The following is a 21,770-nucleotide window of genomic DNA, read 5'->3' as shown; positions in this document are numbered from 1 at the left end:
CCACGGGACGACACCCGGCCGTAAGCTCCCAGGCATGCAGGTGATCCAGTCGACCAAGCTCGCCAACGTCTGTTACGAGATCCGGGGCCCGGTGCTCGAGGAGGCGATGCGGCTCGAGGCGGCAGGCCACCGCATCCTCAAGCTGAACACCGGCAACCCGGCCGCCTTCGGCTTCGAGTGCCCGCCGGAGATCCTGGAGGACATCCTCCGCAACGTCTCCACGGCCCACGGCTACGGCGACGCGAAGGGTCTGCTGGCCGCCCGCCGGGCCGTCGTCATGCACAACCAGACCCTCGGCATAGAGACGGACGTCGAGCACGTCTTCATCGGCAACGGCGTCTCCGAGCTGATCGTGATGGCGATGCAGGGACTGCTCGACGACGGCGACGAGGTGCTCGTCCCGGCGCCGGACTACCCGCTGTGGACCGCCGCCGTCTCACTGTCCGGCGGTACGGCCGTGCACTACCGCTGCGACGAGCAGTCCGACTGGATGCCGGACCTCGCCGACGTCGAGCGCAAGGTCACCGACCGCACCAAGGCGATCGTCATCATCAACCCGAACAACCCGACGGGCGCCGTCTACGACGAGGCCATGCTGCGCGGGCTGACCGACATCGCCCGCCGTCACAACCTGCTGGTCTGCTCCGACGAGATCTACGACAAGATCCTCTACGACGGCGCGCAGCACACCCCGACCGCCGCCGTCGCCCCCGACCTGCTCACCCTCACCTTCAACGGCATGTCGAAGGCGTACCGGGTGGCCGGCTACCGGGTGGGCTGGATGTCGATCTCCGGCCCGCGCGCCCACGCCGACTCCTACATCGAGGGCCTGACGATCCTGGCGAACATGCGGCTGTGCGCCAACATGCCGGGCCAGCACGGGGTGGTCGCCGCGCTCAGCGGGCGCCAGACGATCAACGACCTGGTGCTGCCGGGCGGGCGGCTGAAGGAGCAGATGGACGTCGCCTACGAGATGCTGACGCAGATCCCGGGCGTGAGCTGCGTCCGCCCCAAGGGCGCGCTCTACCTCTTCCCGCGCCTCGACCCCCAGGTCTTCAAGATCAAGGACGACCGGCGGATGGTCCTGGACCTGCTCCGGCAGGAGAAGATCATGGTCGTCCAGGGCACGGGCTTCAACTGGCCGGAGCCGGACCACTTCCGGGTGGTGACCCTGCCGACGGCGGGCGATCTGCGGGACGCGATCGGCCGGATCGGGAACTTCCTGGACGGCTACAGCCAGCCGTAGGAGGCACGGGGACCCGTTTTCGGGATCATGCTCAACTTTAGAACGGATCTAATGTAGGATGCCTTCTGTCAGAGCACAGGAGGCCATCCCATGTACGAACCGATCCGCACCAAGTCGGTCCACACGATGGCCGGCGCCTCGGACTTCCCCCACCGGTCCCGTGAGGAAGAGCTGGACATCCAGCTCGCGGGCCATCTCGCGGCACTGCTCGCCGTCACCGACGAGCTGCGCGCGCTGGCCCCGTCCGACGACCTCGACGCCGCCGCCGCACGGCTCGCGGACCAGGTCGCCAGGCTGCGCGGAGGGCAGGCGCCGGTCCGCTCCGTGGTGAGCCCGGTCTCCGAGCCGCACCTCGCCGCGCTGCACGAGCGGGCCCACGCGCTGGCCGGCCGGGCCCTCGTGGTCGCGGCCTCCCGTGCGGACACCGCTGCCGCGATCCTCGCCGCCGAGCGGATGGACGCCCACGCGGAGGCCCTCGGGCCGCGTCAGGTCGCGGCCGGCTGAGCCCCGCTCGTCGAGCAGGGCTCCCCCTGACGGCCCCGGTCCGCGTGCACCCGCAGCGACGCGCGGACCGGGTTGCCATCACACCGCGTTCGGCCTGAGCCGGTTCCCGCCGTGGGGCCCGAGGGCGTGTCGCGGCCGCGGGTGGTGTGCGGTTGCCCGCGCGGTTCCCCGCGCCCCTCGGCGAGCCGCGGTGCCCTCGGCCGCCACGCTCAGCGGCGGACGAACACCGTCGCCGACGCCGTGGAGGCCGTGTGCAGGTCGTCGCCCGGCCAGCTGACCGTGTAGGTCACCTCCCGGCGCGTGCGCGGGATGTCGTTGATCGTGAAGGTGCCGTCCGCGGCGACCGTCACCGGGGTGAGGATGCCGCTGCCCAGGCGGTCGGCGCGCTCCACCGAGAGCACCGCGCGCTCCGGCAGGGCCTTGCCCTGGGCGGTGAACGTGCCGGTGATCCGGATGCCGCCGCCGAGCGTCGCCTCCGCGGGAGCGGTGAGCGCGATCGAGCTGGCCGCCTTGCCGACGGACACGGTGTGGGTGACGTCCGAGGCGGGGCGGTGGGTCAGATCGCCGAGGAACGAGACCGTGTACGTGGCGTCGCCGACCAGGCCGGGCTCGTCCAGAACGGTGTACGTGCCGTCCTCCCGGACGGTGAAGGTGCCCAGCTCGTGGGTGCCGCCCGCGTCGGTGCGGGTGGCCGTCACCTTCAGCGGCTGCGCCGGGGCCGGGCCGTCGGCCTCCAGCCGCCCGCGCACCGCCAGCGGCTCGCCCGCCACCGCCTGGGCGGGGCTGTGGGAGAGGCCGCCGGCGAGGCGGACGTCGTACTGGACGGCCGGGGGCTGGATGACGTGCAGCCAGTACTGGCTGCCGGTCGCGTTGGTGGTGACCGTGAACAGCCGGGAGCCGTCCGCGGACCACTCCATGCCGCGCGGCACGACCCGGTCGCCGTCGAGGCTGCCCTCGAAGACGAACTCCAGCGGCGTGGTGGCGTCGGCCGGGTCGGCCGGCTGGACCAGCAGGTCGGGGGTCGAGCCGGAGGCCGCGGCGCCCCGCGCGATGTACCTGCCGTCGCCGCTGAAGGCGACCGCGCTGGCGGCGGCCCCGGCGGGCAGCGGCTGGTAGCCGGCCGCCGCGTCCGACAGGTCGTCGCTGTTCAGCAGCCGGGTGCCGGCGGACGCGTCGGCGAGGGCCACCTTGCTGCCGTCGGCGGACAGCGCCATGTCCTTCAGGTTCAGGGCACCCTTGCCGTCGCTGTCGGCGAAGCGGCGCGCGGCATTCCGGACCAGGCTGCCGCCGCTGGTGTCGAACACGGTGACGAACGGGTTGGGCGCCTTCGCGTTCAGCGGCTGACCCATCAGCATCCGGTCCCCGGCCCCGGCCTCCAGCAGCAGATCGCCGGAGTCGTTCCAGCCGGTGCGCGCGTACAGACCGTTGATGATGCCGTCGACGTGGGTGGTGGCGGTGGGGCAGTCGGAGCTGTACTGGGCCTGCGGCGCCGTCATGTAGAGCTGGCCGCCGGACTCGGCGACCTCGCGGCCGCAGGTGTCGGAGGAGGCGTTGGCGACGAACGTGCGCTGGTAGGTGACCGTGTCGTAGGCCTCGACGCGCTCGCGCAGGCCGACCCACAGCTTGCTGCCGTCGGCGCTGACCGAGAGGCCGGAGACGTGCTGCTGGTTGGTGGTGATGGTGGTGAGGCGCTCGCCGTCGAAGTCGTAGACGGCGATCGTGCCGGAGTTGAGGTAGTAGCCGACATTGCTGTCCGCCACGAAGACGCGCTGGTGCACGTTGTCGACGGCCAGCGCCGAGAACGACGAGATCGGCAGCTTGGCCACGACGTCGGAGGCCGCCGCGTGTGCCGCGGGCGCGGCGGCGACGGTGAGGCCGGTTCCGGCGAGGGCGGTGACGAGAGCGGTCGCCGCGAGTCGTCCGGAACGGTGTGCTGTATTCAACTGTGCCCCCCACAGGCTGTTCTGAGCGTCCCTCAGGGAACTGCGGGACGCCTGTGAAGAGCATGAAACCTCGGTGAAGATCGGCCAGGCAAGGGGCGACACGCGAGACGCCCGCCCGAAGAAGACCCGGCGGAGACACCGAAGCCCCGCACGCCGTTGTGCGGGGCTTCGGTGCCGTGACGAGTTCACCGCGGCCGGCCGTGACGATGTAGCTGGTCAGGGCACAGTCGGTTCCAGCCGGCCGCGGGGTCTTGGTGGGGCGGGCTCAGCCCAGGCGCTCCACGAGGGCGCGGTACTCGTCCCACAGCTCCTTGGGCGTGTGGTCACCGAAGGTGTTCAGGTGCTCGGGGACCAGGGCGGCCTCCTCGCGCCACACCTCCTTGTCGACCGTCAGCAGGAACTCCAGGTCGGAGTCGGACAGGCCGAGGCCGTCCGTGTCGAGCGCGCCCTTCGCCGGCAGGATGCCGATCGGGGTCTGAACGCCCTCGGCCTTGCCGTCCAGGCGCTCCACGATCCATTTCAGGACGCGGGAGTTCTCGCCGAAGCCGGGCCAGACGAACTTGCCCTCGTCGTCCTTGCGGAACCAGTTGACGTAGTAGATCTTCGGCAGCTTGGACTGGTCCTTGTCCCTGGCCACGTCGATCCAGTGGGCCATGTAGTCGCCCATGTTGTAGCCGCAGAACGGCAGCATCGCGAACGGGTCGCGGCGCAGCTCGCCGACCTTGCCCTCGGCGGCGGCGGTCTTCTCGGAGGCCACGTTGGCGCCGAGGAAGACGCCGTGGTTCCAGTCGAAGGACTCCGTCACCAGCGGGACGGCGGTGGCGCGGCGCCCGCCGAAGAGGATCGCGGAGATCGGCACGCCCTTGGGGTCCTCCCACTCGGGCGCGATGATCGGGCACTGCGAGGCGGGCACGGTGAAGCGGGCGTTCGGGTGGGCCGCCGGAGTCGGTGCCTCCGGGGTCCAGTCGTTGCCCTTCCAGTCGGTGAGGTGGGCCGGGGTCTCCTCCGTCATGCCCTCCCACCACACGTCGTTGTCGTCGGTGAGGGCGACGTTGGTGAAGACCGAGTTGCCCCACAGGGTCTTCATCGCGTTGGCGTTGGTGTGCTCGCCGGTGCCGGGCGCGACGCCGAAGAAGCCGGCCTCGGGGTTGATGGCGTACAGGCGGCCGTCCTCGCCGAAGCGCATCCAGGCGATGTCGTCACCGATGGTCTCGACCGTCCAGCCGGAGATCGTGGGCTCCAGCATGGCCAGGTTGGTCTTGCCGCAGGCGCTCGGGAAGGCGGCGGCGACGTACTTGGACTCGCCCTGCGGCGGGGTGAGCTTGAGGATCAGCATGTGCTCGGCGAGCCAGCCCTCGTCACGGGCCATGACGGAGGCGATGCGCAGGGCGTAGCACTTCTTGCCGAGCAGGGCGTTGCCGCCGTAGCCCGAGCCGTAGGACCAGATCTCGCGGGTCTCCGGGAAGTGGGAGATGTACTTGGTCTGGTTGCAGGGCCAGGGGACGTCCTCCTGGCCGGGCTCCAGCGGGGCGCCCAGAGTGTGGACGGCCTTGACGAAGAAGCCGTCGTCGCCCAGCTCGTCGAGGACGGCCCGGCCCATGCGGGTCATGGTGCGCATGGCGACGGCGACGTACGCGGAGTCGGTGATCTCGACGCCGATCGCGGACAGCGGCGAGCCGAGCGGGCCCATGCAGAAGGGCACGACGTACATGGTGCGGCCGCGCATGGAGCCGCGGAACAGGCCGCCTTCGCCGCCGGAGCCCTGGAAGATCTCCCGCATCTCGGCGGGGGCCTTCCAGTGGTTGGTGGGGCCGGCGTCCTCCTCCTTCTCGGAGCAGATGAAGGTCCGGTCCTCGACGCGGGCGACGTCGGTGGGGTCGGAGGCGGCGTAGTAGGAGTTCGGGCGCTTGACGGGGTCCAGCTTCCGGAAGGTGCCCTTCTGGACGAGCTCTTCGCACAGTCGCTCGTACTCGGCCTCGGATCCGTCGCACCAGACCACGTTGTCCGGCTGGGTCAGTTCCGCGATCTCGTCGACCCACGAGATCAGTTCCTGATGGTTGGTCGGGCTGGCGGTGGTGGGAGCCGCGTTGTCGCGCGCCACGATCGCTCCTAAAAGAGGGTTTTTGTCCTGTCTGCCCCGTGGGGGCTGCGACCCGGATGCTTCGTAGCCGCTCATCCGGTGCCGACCGCACTCATTTGATCATCCGAGGTAGCCGCCCATTTGTCCAGAGGGCCGCACACCTGAGCGCCGTGAGGAAGGCCACGTCCTGCGGCTTTCGCCGAGATTCTTTGCGTACGCCTTGGATCCGGCTGACCTTTTCTTGGCGATCCACACGGGTGATCGCAGGTGGCGGCGCCGAGGCTCTGATCGCTCACTTACGACTCCGTAGGTACGATGCCCGCCATGACTGCGTCCGCCTCCGATGCGCACACGCACACGCCGGTCGCCGACCGCGGTTCCGTGGCGCGCCATCTGCCGCACCCGTCCCTGCCGGACTCCGTCAAACCGAAACTGCGGGGCTGGCTGCACCTCGGCATGTTTCCCGCGGCACTGATCGCGGGCCTGGTGCTGACGGCCCTCGCCGACTCGCCGCGCGGCCGCATCGCGTGCGGCATCTACGCGCTGACCGCGTGTCTGCTCTTCGGCGTGAGCGCGCTGTACCACCGGGGCGACTGGAGCCCCCGGATGGACGGCGTGCTGCGCCGCCTGGATCACGCCAACATCTTCCTGATCATCGCGGGCACCTACACCCCGCTGACCCTGCTGCTCCTGCCGGCCTCCAAGGGCCGGTGGCTGCTGTGGGGCATCTGGGCCGCGGCCCTGGCCGGCATCGCCTTCCGGGTCTTCTGGGTCGGCGCCCCGCGCTGGCTGTACACCCCGTGCTACATCGCGATGGGCTGGGCGGCCGTGTTCTTCCTGCCCGACTTCATGCGCGCGGGCGGCGTCGCCGTCCTCACCCTGGTGGTCGTCGGCGGACTCCTCTACAGCCTGGGCGGAATCGTCTACGGCATCAAGCGCCCGAACCCGTCGCCGCGCTGGTTCGGCTTCCACGAGGTCTTCCACGCCCTGACGGTGGCGGCGTTCACCGCCCACTACATCGGCATCTCCCTGGTGGCGTACCAGCACCCGTAGGGGAACCGGACCCCGCCTCGGGCCACGGCTTGCGAGCCGTGGCCCTTTCTCATGCCCGCACACCGGCTCCATATTGACAGCCACTGGATTTTGACGGTTACTTTCATTTCATGGTTACTGTCACACATCGCCCCGGGGTCCAGCCCGACCCCCGCCGCTGGTGGGCCCTCGCCGCGCTCGTGGCGAGCATGCTGACCCTCGGCTTCGACATGACGATCCTCAACGTCGCACTGCCGACCATGGCCGGACAGCTCGGCGCCGGCACGGGAGAGCAGCAGTGGATGGCGGACGCGTACGTCGTCGTCTTCGCCGCGCTGATGCTCCCCGCGGGCCTGCTGGGCGACCGGTTCGGCCGCCGCCGCATGCTGGTCGCCGGGCTCGCCGTGTTCCTCGCGGGCTCCGCGGCGGGCGCGCTCGCCGACGACGTGTCCGCGGTGATCGCCGCGCGGGCGGTGATGGGCATCGGCGGAGCGCTGGTCACGCCGCTCTCGCTGTCCGTGCTGCCCTCGCTCTTCGGGCCGGGAGAGCGCACCAAGGCCGTGGGCGTCATCTCGGCCGCCTCCGCACTCGGCATGCCGCTCGGCCCGATCATCGGCGGCTGGCTGCTCGACCACTTCTGGTGGGGCTCGGTCTTCCTGGTCAACGTGCCGATGGCCGCCCTCGGCATCGCCGCCTGCGTGCTGCTGCTGCCCGAGACCCGCGACCCGGCCTCCCCCACGGTGGACGGCGTCTCCACCACGCTCACCGCGGCCGGGCTCGGCCTCCTCGTCTACGCGATCATCGAGGCGCCCGAGCACGGCTGGGCCGCCCCGCCGACCCTCGGCATGCTGGGCGCCGCCCTGGTGCTGCTCGCCCTGCTGGTGCTGCGCGAACGGCGAGCCGCGCGGCCCATGCTGGACATGGCGCTGCTGGCCCGGCGCGGGTTCCTCGTCAACACCCTCGCCGCGACCCTGGTGATGTTCGTGCTCTCCGGGCTGCTGTTCGTGCTGCCGCCCTACCTCCAGGCGGTCCTCGGACACGACGCCCTCGGTACGGGCGTCCGGCTGCTGCCGCTGATGGGCGGGCTGCTCGTCGCGGCGCGCGCCGCCCAGCCGGCCGTCGCCCGGTTCGGGGCCAGGCAGGTGGTGGGCGCGGGCCTCACGGTCCTGGCGTTCGCCGCGCTGCTGGGAGCGCGTACGACGGCGGAGTCCGGCTACGGCTTCACCGCGCTGTGGTTGTCCGTCGCCGGAGTGGGCTTCGGTCTGGCGGTCGTGCCCGCCATGGACGGCGCGCTCGCCACGCTGCCCGCCGACCGCGCGGGCAGCGGCTCGGGACTCCTCATGACGTTCCGTCAGGTCGGCGGCGCGATCGGGATCGCCCTGCTCGGCTCGCTGCTCAGCGGTGCCTTCCGGGACCGGCTCGACGTCGCGGGGCTGTCCCAGCGGGCCGCCGACACGGCCGGGGAGTCGGTGGTCGCCGCCCACCTCGTCGCCGAACGGGCGGGCGCACCCGGTCTGGTCGCGTCGGCGGACCACGCGTACGCGCACGGCATGACCCTGGTGCTGCTGGTGTGCGCGCTGGCCTCGCTGGTGTCCGCGCTGCTGGTGGTGGGCTTCCTGCCCGGCGCCCGGAGCGCGCCCGCCGCCCCCGGCATGGCCACGCCCGCCGCCGATGCCGGACAATGACACGCATGACGGCCGCACGCACCTCCGCCCCCGCCGACCGCCCCCAGCTGGGACTCCGGGAACGGAAGAAGATCAAGACACGGGAGGCGATCCGTGCGGCCACCTACGCGCTGATCGAGGAGCAGGGGTACGAGGCCACCACGATCGAGCAGATCGCCGACCGGGCCGAGGTCTCCGCGTCGACCGTCTTCCGCTACTTCCCGACCAAGGAGGACATCGTCCTCACGGACGAGTACGACCCCCTGCTGCTGGCGGAACTGCGGGAGCGGCCCGCGGACGAGCCCTGGCTGGAGTCCCTGCGGTACGTGCTGCGCAAGGCCGTCGGTTTCGGCGCGCACGAGGATCCCCGGGTGACCAGGCTGCGCACGACGCTGATGACCGAGGTGCCGGCGGTGCGCTCGCGGATGATGGAGAGCATGGCGGCCACCGGCGACCTGCTCGCCGCGGCCATCGCCGAGCGCACCGGCCGCGACCCGGAGAGCCTCGAGGTGCGGGTGTTCGCGATGTCCCTGATCGGCGGTCTGATGGAAGCCACCCGGCACTGGGTGAGAGGTGGCTTCAGCGAGGACTTCGGGGAGCTGGTGGACCGCGCCCTCACCGTCTTCGAACACGGCCTGACATCCTGATCCCGTGAACGCAGCCGAGATCCACGTCGAAGTCGCCCCCGAACTGGCCCTGTTCGTGCCGCAGGAGCGCCGCCGCGGCGCGCGCCCCCTCGCCACCGACGGCGTCTCCACGCTCGGGCACGTCATCGAATCCCTCGGGGTGCCGCTCACCGAGGTCGGTGAGCTGGTCGTCGACGGGCGGCCCGTGCCCACCCGGCACATCCCCCGGGACGGCGAGCGGGTGAGCGTGCGGGCCGTGGCCCGCCCGCAGCGGGTGCCCGGTGCTCCCCTGCGCTTCCTCCTCGACGTGCACCTCGGCACGCTGGCCCGCCGGCTGCGGCTGCTCGGGGTGGACACCGCCTACGAGTCGACGGACATCGGCGACGCCGCCCTCGCCGCCCGCTCGGCCGCCGAGCAGCGGGTCATGCTCAGCCGCGACCGCGGTCTGCTGCGCCGCCGGGAGCTGTGGGCCGGCGCGTTCGTCTACAGCACCCGGCCGGACGAGCAGTTCCAGGACGTCCTGGACCGGTTCCGGCCCGAGCTGCGGCCGTGGACCCGCTGCACCGCCTGCAACGGCCTGCTGAAGGAGGCCACCAAGGAGGAGGTGGCGGACCGGCTGGAGGCCGGCACCCAGCGGACGTACGACGTCTTCGCGCAGTGCGGTGAGTGCGGGCGCGCCTACTGGAGGGGCGCGCACCACGAACAGCTGGAGGCCATCGTGGAACGCGCCCTGGCGGAGTTCCCGCAGCGCGGCTAACGCCGTCGCAGGTCCCCCTTTCCGCAGGCCATGCCGTCCTTGTCCGGGTCGAGGCCGAGCGGGTCGTCGGTGCCGTTGATCCTCAGGCGGCCGTAGTCGTTCCGCCCCAGCCAGGCGCAGCGGGCGGCGGTCGTCTTCTTCACCTGGGGCGGGAACGCGGTGGGCACGCAGACGTTGGCGGAGCCGTAGTGCCGGTCGCAGCCGGAGACGGCCGGGCCGACCGGCTGGGAGGCGCGCTTCTTGCCGGGGCGCTGCACCTTGCCTTCGAGGTCGTCCGCGAAGGAGTGGATGTGCGGGGAGGCGTCGGCGGCCCTGAGCGCGGCCGGGCCCTGCAGGTGCACCCATCTCGCCACCGAAGGAACCCCGTTGGCGTCGACCGCGAAGAGCATGTACCAGCCGGGCGGGGCCAGGTTGGGGTTGCTCGTCACGTTGAGGTCGACGTTGTTGCCGTCGACGGACAGCGGCAGGTCCACGAACCGCTGGTTGGGGTCGGAGGAGTGGGTGACGGCGGCCGGGCGGATCAGTTCGGCCTTGGCGATGGGCCGGTCGACGGTGATCCGCTGGGTGTCGCCGTAGGTCCACTCGGTGTCGATCACCGAGGTGATCGTCGGGCGGGGGCCCTTGAAGAGGTAGGGCGGGGTGTAGACGGACACGTTGTGGTTCCAGCTGCCGTTGCCCGGGTTGTCCCCGGTGGCCATCACCCGGCCGTCGGGCAGCAGGAACGCCGAGGAGTGGTAGCCGCGGGCCTCCGGGTCGGCGGCCACCGGGTCGAAGGTGTTCGTCCCCGGGTCGTAGAGGGAGGTCTCGAAGACCGGGTTCGCGCGGTTGTGCAGGGCGCCGCCCGTCTCCAGCACCTTGCCGTCGGGCAGCAGCACCGCGGAGGCGTACATCTTGCCCTGGTCGCCGGTCTGCGCGACCTTCCCGTTGCCGAAGTCGACGGTGCCCTGCGGCAGCGGCGGCCCCGCGGCGTACTGCGGGTTCGGCTGCTTGAGGTCGATGACGTCGGTGAGGCGGTTGGCGTCGGGGTTGGAGTCGATGTTGCCGCCGCCGATGGTGAGGACCTTCTGGTCCTGCGCGGGCGGCAGCAGCACGCTGGCCGACTGGTCCCGTTCGTCCTTCTTCTGCAGGCCGGGGACCTGGGTGATGGTGTTGGCGTCGTAGTCGTAGATCGCGGCGCCGGTGCCGGGGATGTTGTTGCCGAAGACGTGGCTGCCGGAGTAGAAGAGCCGCCCGTCCTGCATGAGGATCATCGACGGGTACAGGCCCCAGTAGGACCAGGTCTGCTTGACCTGCCAGGCGGGCAGCCAGCGCTGCTCGGCCTGCGACCAGCGGTCGGCGGTGACCGAGCCGGTGGAGTCCTCCTTCAGCCCGCCGAAGGAGAGCACGTCGCCGTTGCCGAGGATGGTCGCCGACGGGTACCAGTGCCCGTCGTTCATGTCGTTGGTCTTCGTGTACGTCTCGGTCTCGGGGTCGAAGACGTACGAGTCCTTGTACCCCTGGTAGCCGATCTTCCCGTCCGCCGACGGGTAGCCCTTGTTGCCGCTCATCACCAGCACCCGCCCGTCCTGGAGCTGGACGTGCCCGGCGCAGAACATGTCCTTCGGGGTGGGGATGATCTTGTAGGTGCCGTTTGCCGGGTCGTAGACCGCCGAGGTGAAGGTGCCCGCCTCGAACTTCTCCGGGTCGTTGCCGGAGCCCGCGATCAGCAGGACCTTGCCGTTGTGCAGGACCACCGAGTGCATGGAGCGGACCGGGTTCTGCGCGGGCAGCACGTCCCACCTGCCGTCGGCGCAGCTCTGGGCGGTGCCGGTGCACCGCGGGGGCTGGACCGGGTCGGCGACCTGCTCCATGGTGTAGTCGTCGGTGGTGGCCGAGCCGGTGCCGTAGACGGAGACGCCCCAGCTGATGCGGTCGGTGCCGGCCGGGACCTCCGGGGTGCGGACCGTGGCCCGGGTCCAGTCCGCCGCCATTTCCAGCGTCTTCAGGTCGGTCCAGTACTGCCAGCCCGCCGTGGTGTCGTGCCGGAACAGGGTGATGTTGGCGTCCGGTGTGGTCGTCCGGTACCAGAGGGACAGGTCGTACTGCTCGCCGACGGCGACCACCGGCGCGCAGTCCGCGGACTCCGTGATCAGCGCCTTGCGGTCGCCGTCGGCCCGCCGGGTCAGCTCGACCTTCATCGCCTTGCCGCCGGAGTGGGCGTCGGCCGTCGTGGTGAAGGTGAAGTCGTTGTCGCCCCAGCCGGACTTCTGCCAGCAGTACGGCATGTCACCGGTGCCGGCCGTCTCGAACCCGGGGTTCTTGATGAGGTTCGCGGCGGAGGCGGACTGGGGGGTGGAGAGCAGGAGGCCTCCGGCGAGGCCCATCGCGGCCAGCAGGGCCGTTCTCCGTCGGGATCTCATGCAGTGCTCCTCGCTGTGCGGCTCCTGCGGGGCAGATAGACCAGCGCCTCGGTACCGGCGAAGCGCAGGACGAACGTGATGACCAGGGCGAAGGCCGTCGCGGGCAGCACGGTCAGCCCGAACTGGGCGACCAGCAGCGCGATCAGCGGGATCCGCAGCACCAGGTCGGCGTTGGCGAGCAGGGCGAACCGCAGGGTGCGGTCGGCCCAGTGGCGGTGCCGGCGCCGGTCGCGGAACAGCAGCTTCTCGATCAGCAGGAAGTTCCAGGCCACCCCGAACTGGTTGGCGACGATCTCCGCGGGCAGAAAGTGCAGGCCCGCCTCGGTCATCGCCCACAGAGCGGCCAGGTTCGGCACGAAACCCGTCAGCCCGATCAGCCCGAACACCACCATGCGGGCCAGCGGATCGGCCGTACGCAGTCCGGCCAGGTGCCGCAGGAAACGCATCCCCTCCTGGGCCGTGGACTTGGAGGCCCCCGCGAACCGCTCCTGGAACACGAAGGGGACTTCGCTGACCGCGCGCGGACGGCTGCGCACCGCCAGCTCCAGCAGGATCTTGTAGCCGAGCGGCTTCAGCGCCTCCGCGGTGACATCGCCGCGCCGGATCGCGAAGAAGCCGCTCATCGGGTCACTGATGCCGTGCAGCCGGCGGGGGAAGAGGGACTTGGTCAGCCAGGTCGCACCCCGGGAGACGGCCACCCGGTAGCTGCCGGCGAGTCCGGCGCGGCTGCCGCCCTTGAGGTAGCGGGAGGCGACGACCAGTCCGGCGCCCGCGCGTTCGCCGGTGGCGACCAGGTCGGGGACGAGGGACGGCGGATGCTGGCAGTCACCGTCCATGACGACGATCCAGTCCGACCCGGCCGCCTTCATGCCCTCGACGACCGCGCCGCCGAGCCCGCCCACGGGCTCCTCCCGGTGCAGCACGGTCACCGGGAACGGGCAGTCCCGCGCGGCCTCCCGGATCACGTCGGGGGTGTCGTCGGTGGAGTCGTCGACGAAGACCACCTCGCAGGGCAGCCGGGACGGCACCGACTCGGTGATCTGGTGCAGCAGCCGCCGGATGTTCGCCGACTCGTTGAAGGTCGGTACGACGATGGTGACGGCGCCCGGCTCGGGGACCTCCGCCGCCGCGACGGCCTCTTCCGGGACGGTGTAGTCCTGGCTCATCGCTCGCCTCCCGGGGTGCCCGCCTGCTGGATGCGCCGGATCTCGATCCGGTCCGCTCCGGTGCCGAAGACGGCGACCGGTGCCGAGTGCTCGATGGCGGCCCTGACGTTCGGCAGGTCGACCGCGTCGCGCCGGACCGTCGGCGAGGCGACCACGTAGTCGAGGTCCCGCCAGCCGCGTGGCATGGTCCGGGTGACGGCGGGGTCGAGGTCGGCCTTGTAGAACCAGATGGCGCCGAGACCGGGTTCGTAGCCGTGGTGGACGAGGTCCAGCCAGAGGGCGTCGTCGACGAGGACGCGGGTGTCAGCGGGGTGCTCCACCTCGGTGCCCAGCCAGTGGGCGGCGGCCTGGTAGGGGGCGTTGGCGTCGGTGGTCATCGCGGTGCGGGCACCGTCGTACCAGCGGGGCACGACGTAGGCGCTCGCGGCGAGCGCGAGGACGGCGGCGAGCGCGTACCGGGCGTGCGGCCGGCGGCCCTCGCGGCGCCGCTTGCGCAGCACGGCGTGGGCGACGCTGGCGGTGCCTCCGGCGAGGACCAGGGCGAGGAACGGCAGCGCCTGGATGATGTACATCGCGGGCAGGTAGCCGTCGGGGCGCAGGGCGACCAGGGCGAGGATCGCCACGGTCAGCGCGGGTCCGGCGAGCGCGCGGGCGGTGACCGACCAGCGCCAGGTCAGCAGGAGCAGCAGGGCACCGGCGAGCCCGCCGAGGGGCAGGACGCGGTCGTAGTAGAGCCAGGACTGCAGGACGCCGTGAGAGCCGGAGCCCTCGTCGAGGATGAAGCCCGACCCGGGCCGGCTCATCTGGTACGTGATGCCGTCCCACAGCGACACATGGCCCACGCCCGGCAGCAGCTCCCCTTTGAGCAGCGCGAACAGGGGGTACGACAGGCCGATCAGGACGCAGGCGGTGATCGCGCCGGTGACCGCGAACTTGCGGGTGTCGCGGTGGCTGTGCCGCCACATGGTGAGCAGCAGAGCGGGCAGGACGACGAGCATCGTCTCCTTGGTGAGCACGGCCGTCGCGGCGGCGATGCCCGCCCCGAAGTGGTGCCAGAGGTGGCGGCTCGGGGAAGCGGCGAGGGCGAACGCGAGCAGCGTCCACATCACGGCGAGGTTGTCGAGGAAGATCTCGCGCTGGAGGACGACCGACAGCGGGGAGAGCCCGAACAGGGCCATGCCGAGTGCGGCGGCCCAGCGGGGCAGGGCGAGGCGGCGGCCGAGGACGTAGACGAGGACCGCGCCGGCCGCGGAGACCAGCAGCATCGCGGCGCGCATGGTGCCCACGGTCATCGTGTCCGGGCTGATCAGGGCGGGTATCCAGGTGAGCACGGCTATCTGGATCCAGCCGAGCGGCGGATGGTCGTACCAGTAGGTGTAGTGGGCCAGACCGCGGCCCTCCTGGACGGCCCAGGCCTGGGCGAGGTAGGTGCCCTCGTCGTCGCTGAGGGTGGGGTAGTCGGCGATGTTCCAGCCCTGGACGACGAGGATCGCCACGAGGAGGAGACCGCACACGAGGAGGTCGGGACGGGAGGAGCGCAGTCGCTGCGGAGGCTGCGTCCGACCGGTCGAACGGGGCGTGGGCGCAGCCGTCCGCTGCGCGGGGACCTCGATGCCGGTCGCCGCGGGAAGGGTGGAGGTCACGCAGGAACGTCCTCTCGGTTCACGTGCGCGAGATGAGCACCGACATGGCTGGTCAGCTCCCAGTCGCTCCGGCCGCGCTGTTCCCGCCAGACGGCGCGGACGGCGGCTCCGGCGAGGAGCACCTGGTAGAAGGGGCCGCCCACGATCAGCTTCACGTAGTGGACGAAGCGCACGCGCAGCCCGTACTGCTTGCCGAAGTCGTGCAGGCCGACCAGCTCGAAGACGAAGGTCACCAGGGCGGTGACGGCCGGCAGGAAGGTGATGAAGGCGACGCCGACCGGCACGTCGAGGAAGAGCGCGATGGCCACGTTGAGCGGGATGACCACGCCGGAGACCGCCTGGAGATACGGCGTCATCAGGGTGTAGCGGGCGAGCAGCCGCTGCCCGAAGGTGGGCAGCTGCTTCCAGTCCCGCTTCCGGTAGACCTGGAGGAAGCCCTGGTTCCAGCGGGTGCGCTGCTTCAGCAGGCTCATCAGCGAGCCGGGGGTCTCCTCACGGGTGACCATCTCGGAGTCGTAGGCGACGACGACCTTCTTGCCGACGCTGGAGAGCCGGACGCCCAGGTCGCAGTCCTCGGCGAGGCAGTTCGGGTCCCAGCCGTCCGCCTCGCGCAGCACGTCGGTGCGGACGAAGACGGTGTTGCCGCCGAGCGGGATGAACCCCTTCTGCGCGTGCAGGTGCAGCCGCGAGCGGAACCAGAAGAAGTACTCCAGGCAGTTGCGCAGGCTGTACCAGCTGGAGTGGAAGTTGATCAGCTGCACCCCGCCCTGGACGACGTCCGCGCCGGTGGCGCGGAAGGCGTGGTCCACGTGGGCGAGGAGTTCCGGATGGACCTGGTCCTCGGCGTCGAAGACCCCGACGACATCGCCGCGGCAGTGCGGCAGCGCCGTGTTCATGGCCTTCGGCTTGTTCTTCTTCTCATGGGTGTCGACGACCACCCGGACCCGCGGATCCCGCGCGGCGGCCGTGTGCGCCACCTCGGCGGTCGCCGGGTCGTCGTGCCCGACGATCACGATGATCTCGAAGTCGGCGTGCGCGGACTCCAGCAGCCGCCGGATGGTGTGGTCCAGCACCGCCTGCTCGTGCCGCGCCGGAAGGAGCAGCGAGAACGACAGCTGCTCGGCCCCGTCCGGACGGCTGAAGCGGGTGGAGGCCAGCACCTCGGGCGTACGCCACGCGTGCATCTGCCACCACAGGGTGAACGCGGCCATCCAGAACAGGGCCAGTGAAACGGCAGCGATGAAGACAGACGTCAGCAAACAGATCCCCCCAGATCCCCGAAACCCCCCACTCGCAACGGCCGGCCGGAGCCGTCGCCGTCGCGGCATGTGCAGAGACTAGGGGGGAACGGTGAAGCGCGGGAGCTGTTCCGATAAAAACCCTGTTTCTGCGCGGGGCGGTGACTAGCGGGACCTACCCGAACACCTGCTCAACTATCGATCATTTCAGACAGGGCTCACCGCCCCGAGAGCGCGGTGCGCAGTCGCTCGGGGTCGGTCGTCGGAGCGTCGCAGGTGAAATTACGGCAGACGTACGCGGTCGGTTCACCCCCGGCCAGCGGCCGGTCCGCGAGCAGCGGGAACTCCTCGTCGCCCACCGTGCCGTACGCGACGACCGCACCCGGCGCCGTCCCGAGCAGCGCCGTGCGGTGCAGCTCCCGCGCCGCCGCGTCGTCCATGGCGGGACCCACCACCGCCACCTCGCGCGGCCCGTCCAGCAGCGCCTCGGCGACCGCGAGTCCCCAGCCGATGAACCGCGGCACCCGCGGCCCGAGCACCCGCACCACTCCCAGCGCCCGCTCGGCGGCGGTGCGATGGGCCTCCGAGCCGGTCTGCGCCGCATAGCTCAGCAGCGCGCCCGCGGCGGCCGTCCAGCCCGACGGGGTGGCGTTGTCGGTCGGGTCCTGCGGCCTGCGGATCAGCCGCTCGGCGTCGGCGGCGGTGTCGAAGAGCGCGCCGGACCTGTCGTCGGCGAACCGCAGGAGCACGTGGTCGAGCAGCAGCCCGGCGAAGTCCAGCCACACCCCCTCCCCCGTCACGGAGGCGAGCGCCAGGAACCCCTCGGCGACGTCCGCGTAGTCCTCCAGGACGCCCGCGTTGGCACCGGCGCGGCCGTCCTTGCTGGTCCGCGCCAGCCGGCCGCGGTCGTCGAGATGCACCCGCACCAGCAGATCGGCGGCGGCGAGGGCGGCGGAGACGAGGTCGGGGCGGTCGAAGTAGGCGCCGGTCTCGGCGAGCGCGGCGATCGCCAGGCCGTTCCAGGCGGCGACGACCTTGTCGTCCCGGCCCGGAGCGGGCCGCTCGGCGCGGGCGCGCAGCAGCCGCTGCCGCACGTCCGCCACCCGCGCGGCGTCGAAGACGCCCTCGTGCTGCGGGAGTTGCAGGACGGAGGCCCCTTCCTCGAAGGTCCCCTCCTCGGTCACGCCGAAGTACTGCGCGGCGAGCCGGGCGTCCTCCTCGCCGAGGACGGCCCGCAGCTGCTCCGGGGTCCAGACGTAGTACGCGCCCTCGACGTGCCGTCCGGTCCCGTCGTCGCTGTCGGCGTCGAGCGCGGAGGCGAACCCGCCCTCGGCCGTGCGCAGTTCGCCCACCATGAAGTCGGCGGTCTCCAGCGCGACGCGACGGGCGAGCTCGGACCCGGTGGCCCGCCACAGGTGCGCGTAGACCCGGCAGAGCAGCGCGTTGTCGTAGAGCATCTTCTCGAAGTGCGGCACGACCCAGTCCCGGTCCACGGAGTAGCGGGCGAACCCGCCGCCGAGCTGGTCGTAGATCCCGCCCCGGGCCATCCGCTCACAGGTGTCCGCCGCCATCTGCAGCGCACCCTCGGACCCGGTCCGCGCCGCGTGCCGCAGCAGGAACTCCAGCACCATGGACGGCGGGAACTTCGGAGCCCCGCCGAACCCGCCGCGCTGCGGGTCGTACTCCCGGGTCAGCCCGAGCAGCGCCTGCGCCAGCTCCTGCTCCCCCGGCACCTGCTTCCCGGCGCCGTAGTCGATCTCCCGCCCGGCGAGGTCCCGCACGATCTTCCCGGCGACGTCGGCGACCTCCTCGCGCCGGGCGTCCCAGGCCTGCCGCACCCCCTCCAGCACCTGCCGGAACGACGGCATGCCGTGCCTCGGCGCGGGCGGGAAGTACGTCCCGAAGTAGAACGGCTCGGCGTCCGGCGTCAGGAACACGGTCATCGGCCACCCGCCCTGCCCGGTGGCGGCCTGCACGGCCTCCATGTAGACGGCGTCCACGTCGGGGCGTTCCTCGCGGTCGACCTTGACGCTGACGAAGTGCTCGTTGACGTAGGCGGCCGTCGCCTCGTCCTCGAAGGACTCGTGGGCCATGACATGGCACCAGTGGCAGCTGGAATAGCCGACGCTCAGGAGCACCGGCACGTCCCGCCGCCGCGCCTCCTCGAACGCCTCCTCGGACCACGGCCACCAGTCGACGGGGTTGTCCGCGTGCTGGAGCAGGTAGGGAGAGGTCTCATCGGCCAGTCGGTTCGCCATGGTTCCCATCCTGCCGCAGTACCCGGGAATCGGCGCACGGCACCGGATGCGCCGCGTGGGCTCCATGGTCACGCCCTCTCCCCTCGGCTCGTCCCGCACAGCACACTGGGCCGGGAACGCCGTTGCCGCCGGAGGGGGACGTGCCATGCGGGACAGTCATCGGACCGAGGCCGAGCGGCTGCTTGCCCGGGCCGTGGAGGAGGAGGTGCGGCGGTCGGGCGGCCGTGCCGACGGGAAGGTGCTGCTGGCGCGGGCGCGTGGAGCACTGGACGTGATGGCGCGGGCGGCGCAGGAGGAGTACGAGGCGTACGCGCGGGCGCTGGACGAGGCGGAGGCCGGGCGGCTGACGTTCGGGCAGCGGTACGCGCGCGAGGGAGCCGGGACGCCGTTGCTGGTGGCGGTGGTGGCCGCCGTCGCGGCGGCCGCCGCCGACCTGGCGCTCGGCACCGGGCCGGGGACCGCGCTGGGCGCCGGGGTGACCGTGGGGTTCGCGGGCGCCGCGGCGACCGTGGTGAAGGTGGCGGGGACGCATCTGCCGGCCGCGCATCACCGCGCGGGGGCGGCCGGGCAGCCGGGCGGGCCGGAGCAGCTGCGGTTGCAGTGGCTTACCGCGCTGGAGGTGCGGGGCATCCGGCCGTTCCTGGACCAGCAGCGGGTGCTGGCCGCCTCGACGGGGCCGAAGAAGGGCGGGCCGCAGCTGCTCGGCGCCGACAAGAGCGCGGCGGCGCGCGGCCGGGCGGCGCTGGAGCAGTCGTTCGGTCACCTGCCGGAGCCGGCGGGCTCGTTCGCGGGGCGGCGGCAGGAGCTGGCGCGGATCCGGCAGTGGGTGCAGGCGGCGCGGGCGAACACGCAGACCCGGCCGACGGTGGTGGTGCTGCACGGGGCGCCCGGAAGTGGGCGTACGGCGCTCGCGGTGCGGGCCGCGCACGACCTGCGCGACCAGTTCCGGGGCGCGTGCGTGGTGGATCTGCGTGGCGGCAGCCCCGAGGAGCCGCCGCTGTCCACCCGTGAGGCGCTGCTGCACCTGCTGAACCGGCTCGGCGCGCCGCGCGAGCAGTTGCTGTTCCGGGAGCGGTCGTCGGCGGACCAGCAGGTCAAGCGGCTCGGCGAGCTGTATCACCAGCATCTGACGGGGGTGCCGGTCACGGTGGTGCTGGACGACGCCTCCGATCCGGAGCAGGTGCGCACACTGGTCCCGGAGCGCTCCGACAGCCTGGTGCTGGTGACCGCGCGGGAGTCGCTGGAGCTGCCCGCGGACTTCCCGGCCTGGGTGCACCGGCTGGAGGTGCCGGCGCTGGACGCGGCGGGCGCGGAGGAGCTGCTGCGCGAGGCGGCGCAGGGGGATCCGGGTCCGTACGACGCGGAGTCCGCGGACCGGGTGGGGGAACTGTGCGGCGGGCTGCCGCTGGCGCTGCGGATCGCGGGTTCGTCGCTGGGGGCGCGCTCGCCGCGGCAGCTGGCCGCGGATCTGGGGGCGTACGGTCCGGTGGGGCCGGTGGAGCGGGCGCTGTGGCTGCGCTACACCGACCAGCCGGACGCGGGGCGCCGGCTGCTGCGCCGCCTGGCGCTGGCCGGGCGGACCTCGCTGGGTGCCGCCGCGGCGGCCTCGCTGCTGGCGACGGACGAGCCGGAGGCCACCCGGCATCTGGTGGCGCTGTCCCGCGCGGGTCTGATCGACCACGTGCGCGGCAACCGCTACCGCCTGCACGACCTGGTCCGCGCCTTCGCGCACGCGAGGCTCGTCGACGAGGAGGACCCGGCGGAACGTGCGGCGGCGCAGGAGCGGCTGATCGTGAACTACGCGGAGCTGGCCGACTCGGTGCTGCGCCTGGTCGACGGCAACATGTCGACCCGCTCGGACCGGTTCGGCCCGCACGGGTTCACCTCGCTGGACGAGGCGCTGCGCTGGCTGGACGACGAGTCCAGCTTCATCACGGCGGCGCTCCGGCACGCGGAGGGCGTGGACCAGGGGGCGGTGCTGAACCTGCTGGGCGCGCTGTGCGACTACTGCCTGCTGCGCGGCGACCTGTACCGGCTGGGGGAGATCAGCGAGCTGGCGCAGGCCGTGGACCAGGGGCTGCTGATCCGGTCGGTGCAGTGGCGTACGGGCATCGCGGCCCGGCAGCTGGGCGAGCTGGACCGGGCGCGGGCGACGCTGACGTCGGTGGTGGACCTGTACCGGGAGGCGCACCATGACGCGGGGGCCGCGCGGGCGCTGTGCTCGCTCGGCATCACCTTGCACCATCAGGGCCAGCTCGGTGAGGCGGCCGGGAAGCTGCGGGAGGCGCTGGACCTGCAGGCCGCGCCGGAGCTGGCGACGGACCGGGCGTGGACGATGCACGCGCTGGCGGCGGTGGAGCGGGACCGGGCGCGGCTCGCGGAGGCGCTGGAGCTGCTGACGCGTTCGCTGGAGCTGCACCGGGCAGGCGAGTCGGTGCACGGGGAGGCGTGGGCGCACTTCCAGCTCGGCCAGCTGTACATCCGCCTCGGTGATGTGGCGCTCGCCGGGGCGGAGCTGCGGCAGGCCCTGGAGCGCTACGGCCGGACCCGGGACGCCCGGGGTGAGGCGTGGGCGCTGACCCAGCTGGCGCGGACGCTGCTGGTGGCCGGGGAGGGCGGCCCGGCGGTGGAGGAGCTGCGGCGGGCGGCGGCCCGGCACCGGGAGAACGAGGACGCGCGCGGTGAGGCGTGGACGTTGTACTACCTGGGCAGGCGCTGGAGGAGACCGGCGAGCTGGATCCGGCGGTCCGGGAGCTGGAACGCTCCCGCACGATGTTCTCCCGGATGCGGGACGTGTACGGCCTGGCGTGTGCCCGGCATCACTCGGCGCGGGTCACCCGTGACCAGCGGGCGGCGCAGACGGGGTCGCTGCGCAACTCCGGTTTCGCGCGCCAGCTGCTGGTCGACGCGCGGGCCGACTTCCAGCGGATCGGCGTCGCGCACGGGGAGGCGTGGACGTGCCTGGAGCTGGCGGTGGTGGACGCGGGCAACGGGCGTACCGCCCAGGCGCTGGGGCTGTGCGACGAGGCGGTGGGGCTCTTCGCGTCGTACGGGGACCGGCGCGGCGAGGACTGGGCGCGTTTCCTGCGCTGCACGCTGCTGCCGTACGCCGCCCCGGGCGGGGTGGAGGTGGGGACGGCTGTGGCGCAGGAGGAGCTGGCCCAGCTGGCCCGCGCTTTGCATCCGGCGCGCGTCGGGCAGCTGGACGGGTACG

Annotated in this window: 13 protein-coding genes and 1 pseudogene; 7 read left to right on the top strand and 7 right to left on the bottom strand. The window is 72.1% G+C overall.

Going from position 1 to position 21,770, the window contains the following annotated elements:
• Positions 1–34 precede the first annotated feature (34 nt).
• Entirely contained in the window at positions 35–1,246 is a 1,212-nt protein-coding gene (locus CCN42_RS00380) for a pyridoxal phosphate-dependent aminotransferase (protein ID WP_086732526.1), read from the top strand.
• Positions 1,247–1,336: 90 nt separating this feature from the next.
• Complete coding sequence (locus CCN42_RS00375; protein ID WP_086732525.1) at positions 1,337–1,750, top strand: SCO4983 family protein; 414 nt, start codon at positions 1,337–1,339, stop codon at positions 1,748–1,750.
• A 209-nt stretch (positions 1,751–1,959) separates the two neighbouring features.
• Here the strand turns inward: CCN42_RS00375 and CCN42_RS00370 are convergent, their stop codons facing one another.
• The gene (locus tag CCN42_RS00370) at positions 1,960–3,693 is read right to left on the bottom strand and encodes a hypothetical protein (protein WP_086732524.1); all 1,734 of its coding nucleotides are present in this window, start codon (positions 3,691–3,693) and stop codon (positions 1,960–1,962) included.
• Between the two features lie 265 nt (positions 3,694–3,958).
• Entirely contained in the window at positions 3,959–5,794 is a 1,836-nt protein-coding gene (locus CCN42_RS00365) for a phosphoenolpyruvate carboxykinase (GTP) (protein ID WP_086732523.1), read from the bottom strand.
• A 303-nt stretch (positions 5,795–6,097) separates the two neighbouring features.
• Between CCN42_RS00365 and trhA the strand changes: the two genes are divergently transcribed.
• The 4 genes from trhA (at position 6,098) to CCN42_RS00345 (ending at position 9,852) form a co-directional block, all read left to right on the top strand.
• The gene (trhA, locus tag CCN42_RS00360; protein ID WP_086732522.1) at positions 6,098–6,826 is read left to right on the top strand and encodes a PAQR family membrane homeostasis protein TrhA; all 729 of its coding nucleotides are present in this window, start codon (positions 6,098–6,100) and stop codon (positions 6,824–6,826) included.
• A 110-nt stretch (positions 6,827–6,936) separates the two neighbouring features.
• On the top strand, positions 6,937–8,490 hold the full coding sequence (locus CCN42_RS00355; protein ID WP_086732521.1) for an MFS transporter: 1,554 nt from the start codon (positions 6,937–6,939) through the stop codon (positions 8,488–8,490).
• 5 nt (positions 8,491–8,495) lie between these two features.
• Entirely contained in the window at positions 8,496–9,116 is a 621-nt protein-coding gene (locus CCN42_RS00350) for a TetR/AcrR family transcriptional regulator (protein WP_455568121.1), read from the top strand.
• A 4-nt stretch (positions 9,117–9,120) separates the two neighbouring features.
• Positions 9,121–9,852 (top strand): Mut7-C RNAse domain-containing protein, encoded by a 732-nt coding sequence (locus CCN42_RS00345; protein WP_086167309.1) that lies wholly within the window; start codon positions 9,121–9,123, stop codon positions 9,850–9,852.
• Here CCN42_RS00345 and CCN42_RS00340 read toward each other — a convergent pair.
• The 5 genes from CCN42_RS00340 to CCN42_RS00320 all read right to left on the bottom strand — a co-directional run bounded on the left by CCN42_RS00340 (position 9,849) and on the right by CCN42_RS00320 (position 18,556).
• Complete coding sequence (locus CCN42_RS00340) at positions 9,849–12,251, bottom strand: galactose oxidase family protein (RefSeq protein ID WP_086732519.1); 2,403 nt, start codon at positions 12,249–12,251, stop codon at positions 9,849–9,851. The two genes, CCN42_RS00345 and CCN42_RS00340, sit on opposite strands and share 4 nt — an antisense overlap.
• Positions 12,248–13,417: a glycosyltransferase gene (locus tag CCN42_RS00335; RefSeq protein WP_086732518.1), complete on the bottom strand. Its 1,170-nt coding sequence runs from the start codon at positions 13,415–13,417 to the stop codon at positions 12,248–12,250. Before CCN42_RS00335 ends, CCN42_RS00340 begins: the two co-directional genes overlap by 4 nt.
• Positions 13,414–15,060, bottom strand: a complete 1,647-nt coding sequence (locus CCN42_RS00330; protein ID WP_086732517.1) for a phospholipid carrier-dependent glycosyltransferase — start codon at positions 15,058–15,060, stop codon at positions 13,414–13,416. The genes CCN42_RS00335 and CCN42_RS00330 overlap by 4 nt, the downstream gene beginning before the upstream one ends.
• Positions 15,057–16,319, bottom strand: a complete 1,263-nt coding sequence (locus CCN42_RS00325; RefSeq protein ID WP_086732516.1) for a glycosyltransferase — start codon at positions 16,317–16,319, stop codon at positions 15,057–15,059. Before CCN42_RS00325 ends, CCN42_RS00330 begins: the two co-directional genes overlap by 4 nt.
• Before the next feature lie 197 nt (positions 16,320–16,516).
• On the bottom strand, positions 16,517–18,556 hold the full coding sequence (locus CCN42_RS00320) for a thioredoxin domain-containing protein (protein WP_086732515.1): 2,040 nt from the start codon (positions 18,554–18,556) through the stop codon (positions 16,517–16,519).
• A 145-nt stretch (positions 18,557–18,701) separates the two neighbouring features.
• Between CCN42_RS00320 and CCN42_RS00315 the strand changes: the two are divergent.
• Positions 18,702–21,770, top strand: a pseudogene (locus CCN42_RS00315) (tetratricopeptide repeat protein); the annotation flags it as partial.

Source organism: Streptomyces glaucescens (genome assembly GCF_002154375.1).
GTDB classification, from domain to species: Bacteria; Actinomycetota; Actinomycetes; order Streptomycetales; family Streptomycetaceae; genus Streptomyces; species Streptomyces glaucescens.
The sequence above is the reverse complement of the archived record's forward strand: the minus strand, read 5'-3'. Positions and strand labels throughout refer to the sequence as shown.

Coding starts and splice junctions, on each gene's coding strand:
- CCN42_RS00355 (WP_086732521.1), top strand. CDS start 6,937: ATGGTTACTGTCACACATCGCCCCGGGGTCCAGCCCGACCCCCGCCGC.
- CCN42_RS00320 (WP_086732515.1), bottom strand. CDS start 18,556: ATGGCGAACCGACTGGCCGATGAGACCTCTCCCTACCTGCTCCAGCAC.
- CCN42_RS00380 (WP_086732526.1), top strand. CDS start 35: ATGCAGGTGATCCAGTCGACCAAGCTCGCCAACGTCTGTTACGAGATC.
- CCN42_RS00335 (WP_086732518.1), bottom strand. CDS start 13,417: ATGAGCCAGGACTACACCGTCCCGGAAGAGGCCGTCGCGGCGGCGGAG.
- CCN42_RS00375 (WP_086732525.1), top strand. CDS start 1,337: ATGTACGAACCGATCCGCACCAAGTCGGTCCACACGATGGCCGGCGCC.
- trhA (WP_086732522.1), top strand. CDS start 6,098: ATGACTGCGTCCGCCTCCGATGCGCACACGCACACGCCGGTCGCCGAC.
- CCN42_RS00340 (WP_086732519.1), bottom strand. CDS start 12,251: ATGAGATCCCGACGGAGAACGGCCCTGCTGGCCGCGATGGGCCTCGCC.
- CCN42_RS00350 (WP_455568121.1), top strand. CDS start 8,496: ATGACGGCCGCACGCACCTCCGCCCCCGCCGACCGCCCCCAGCTGGGA.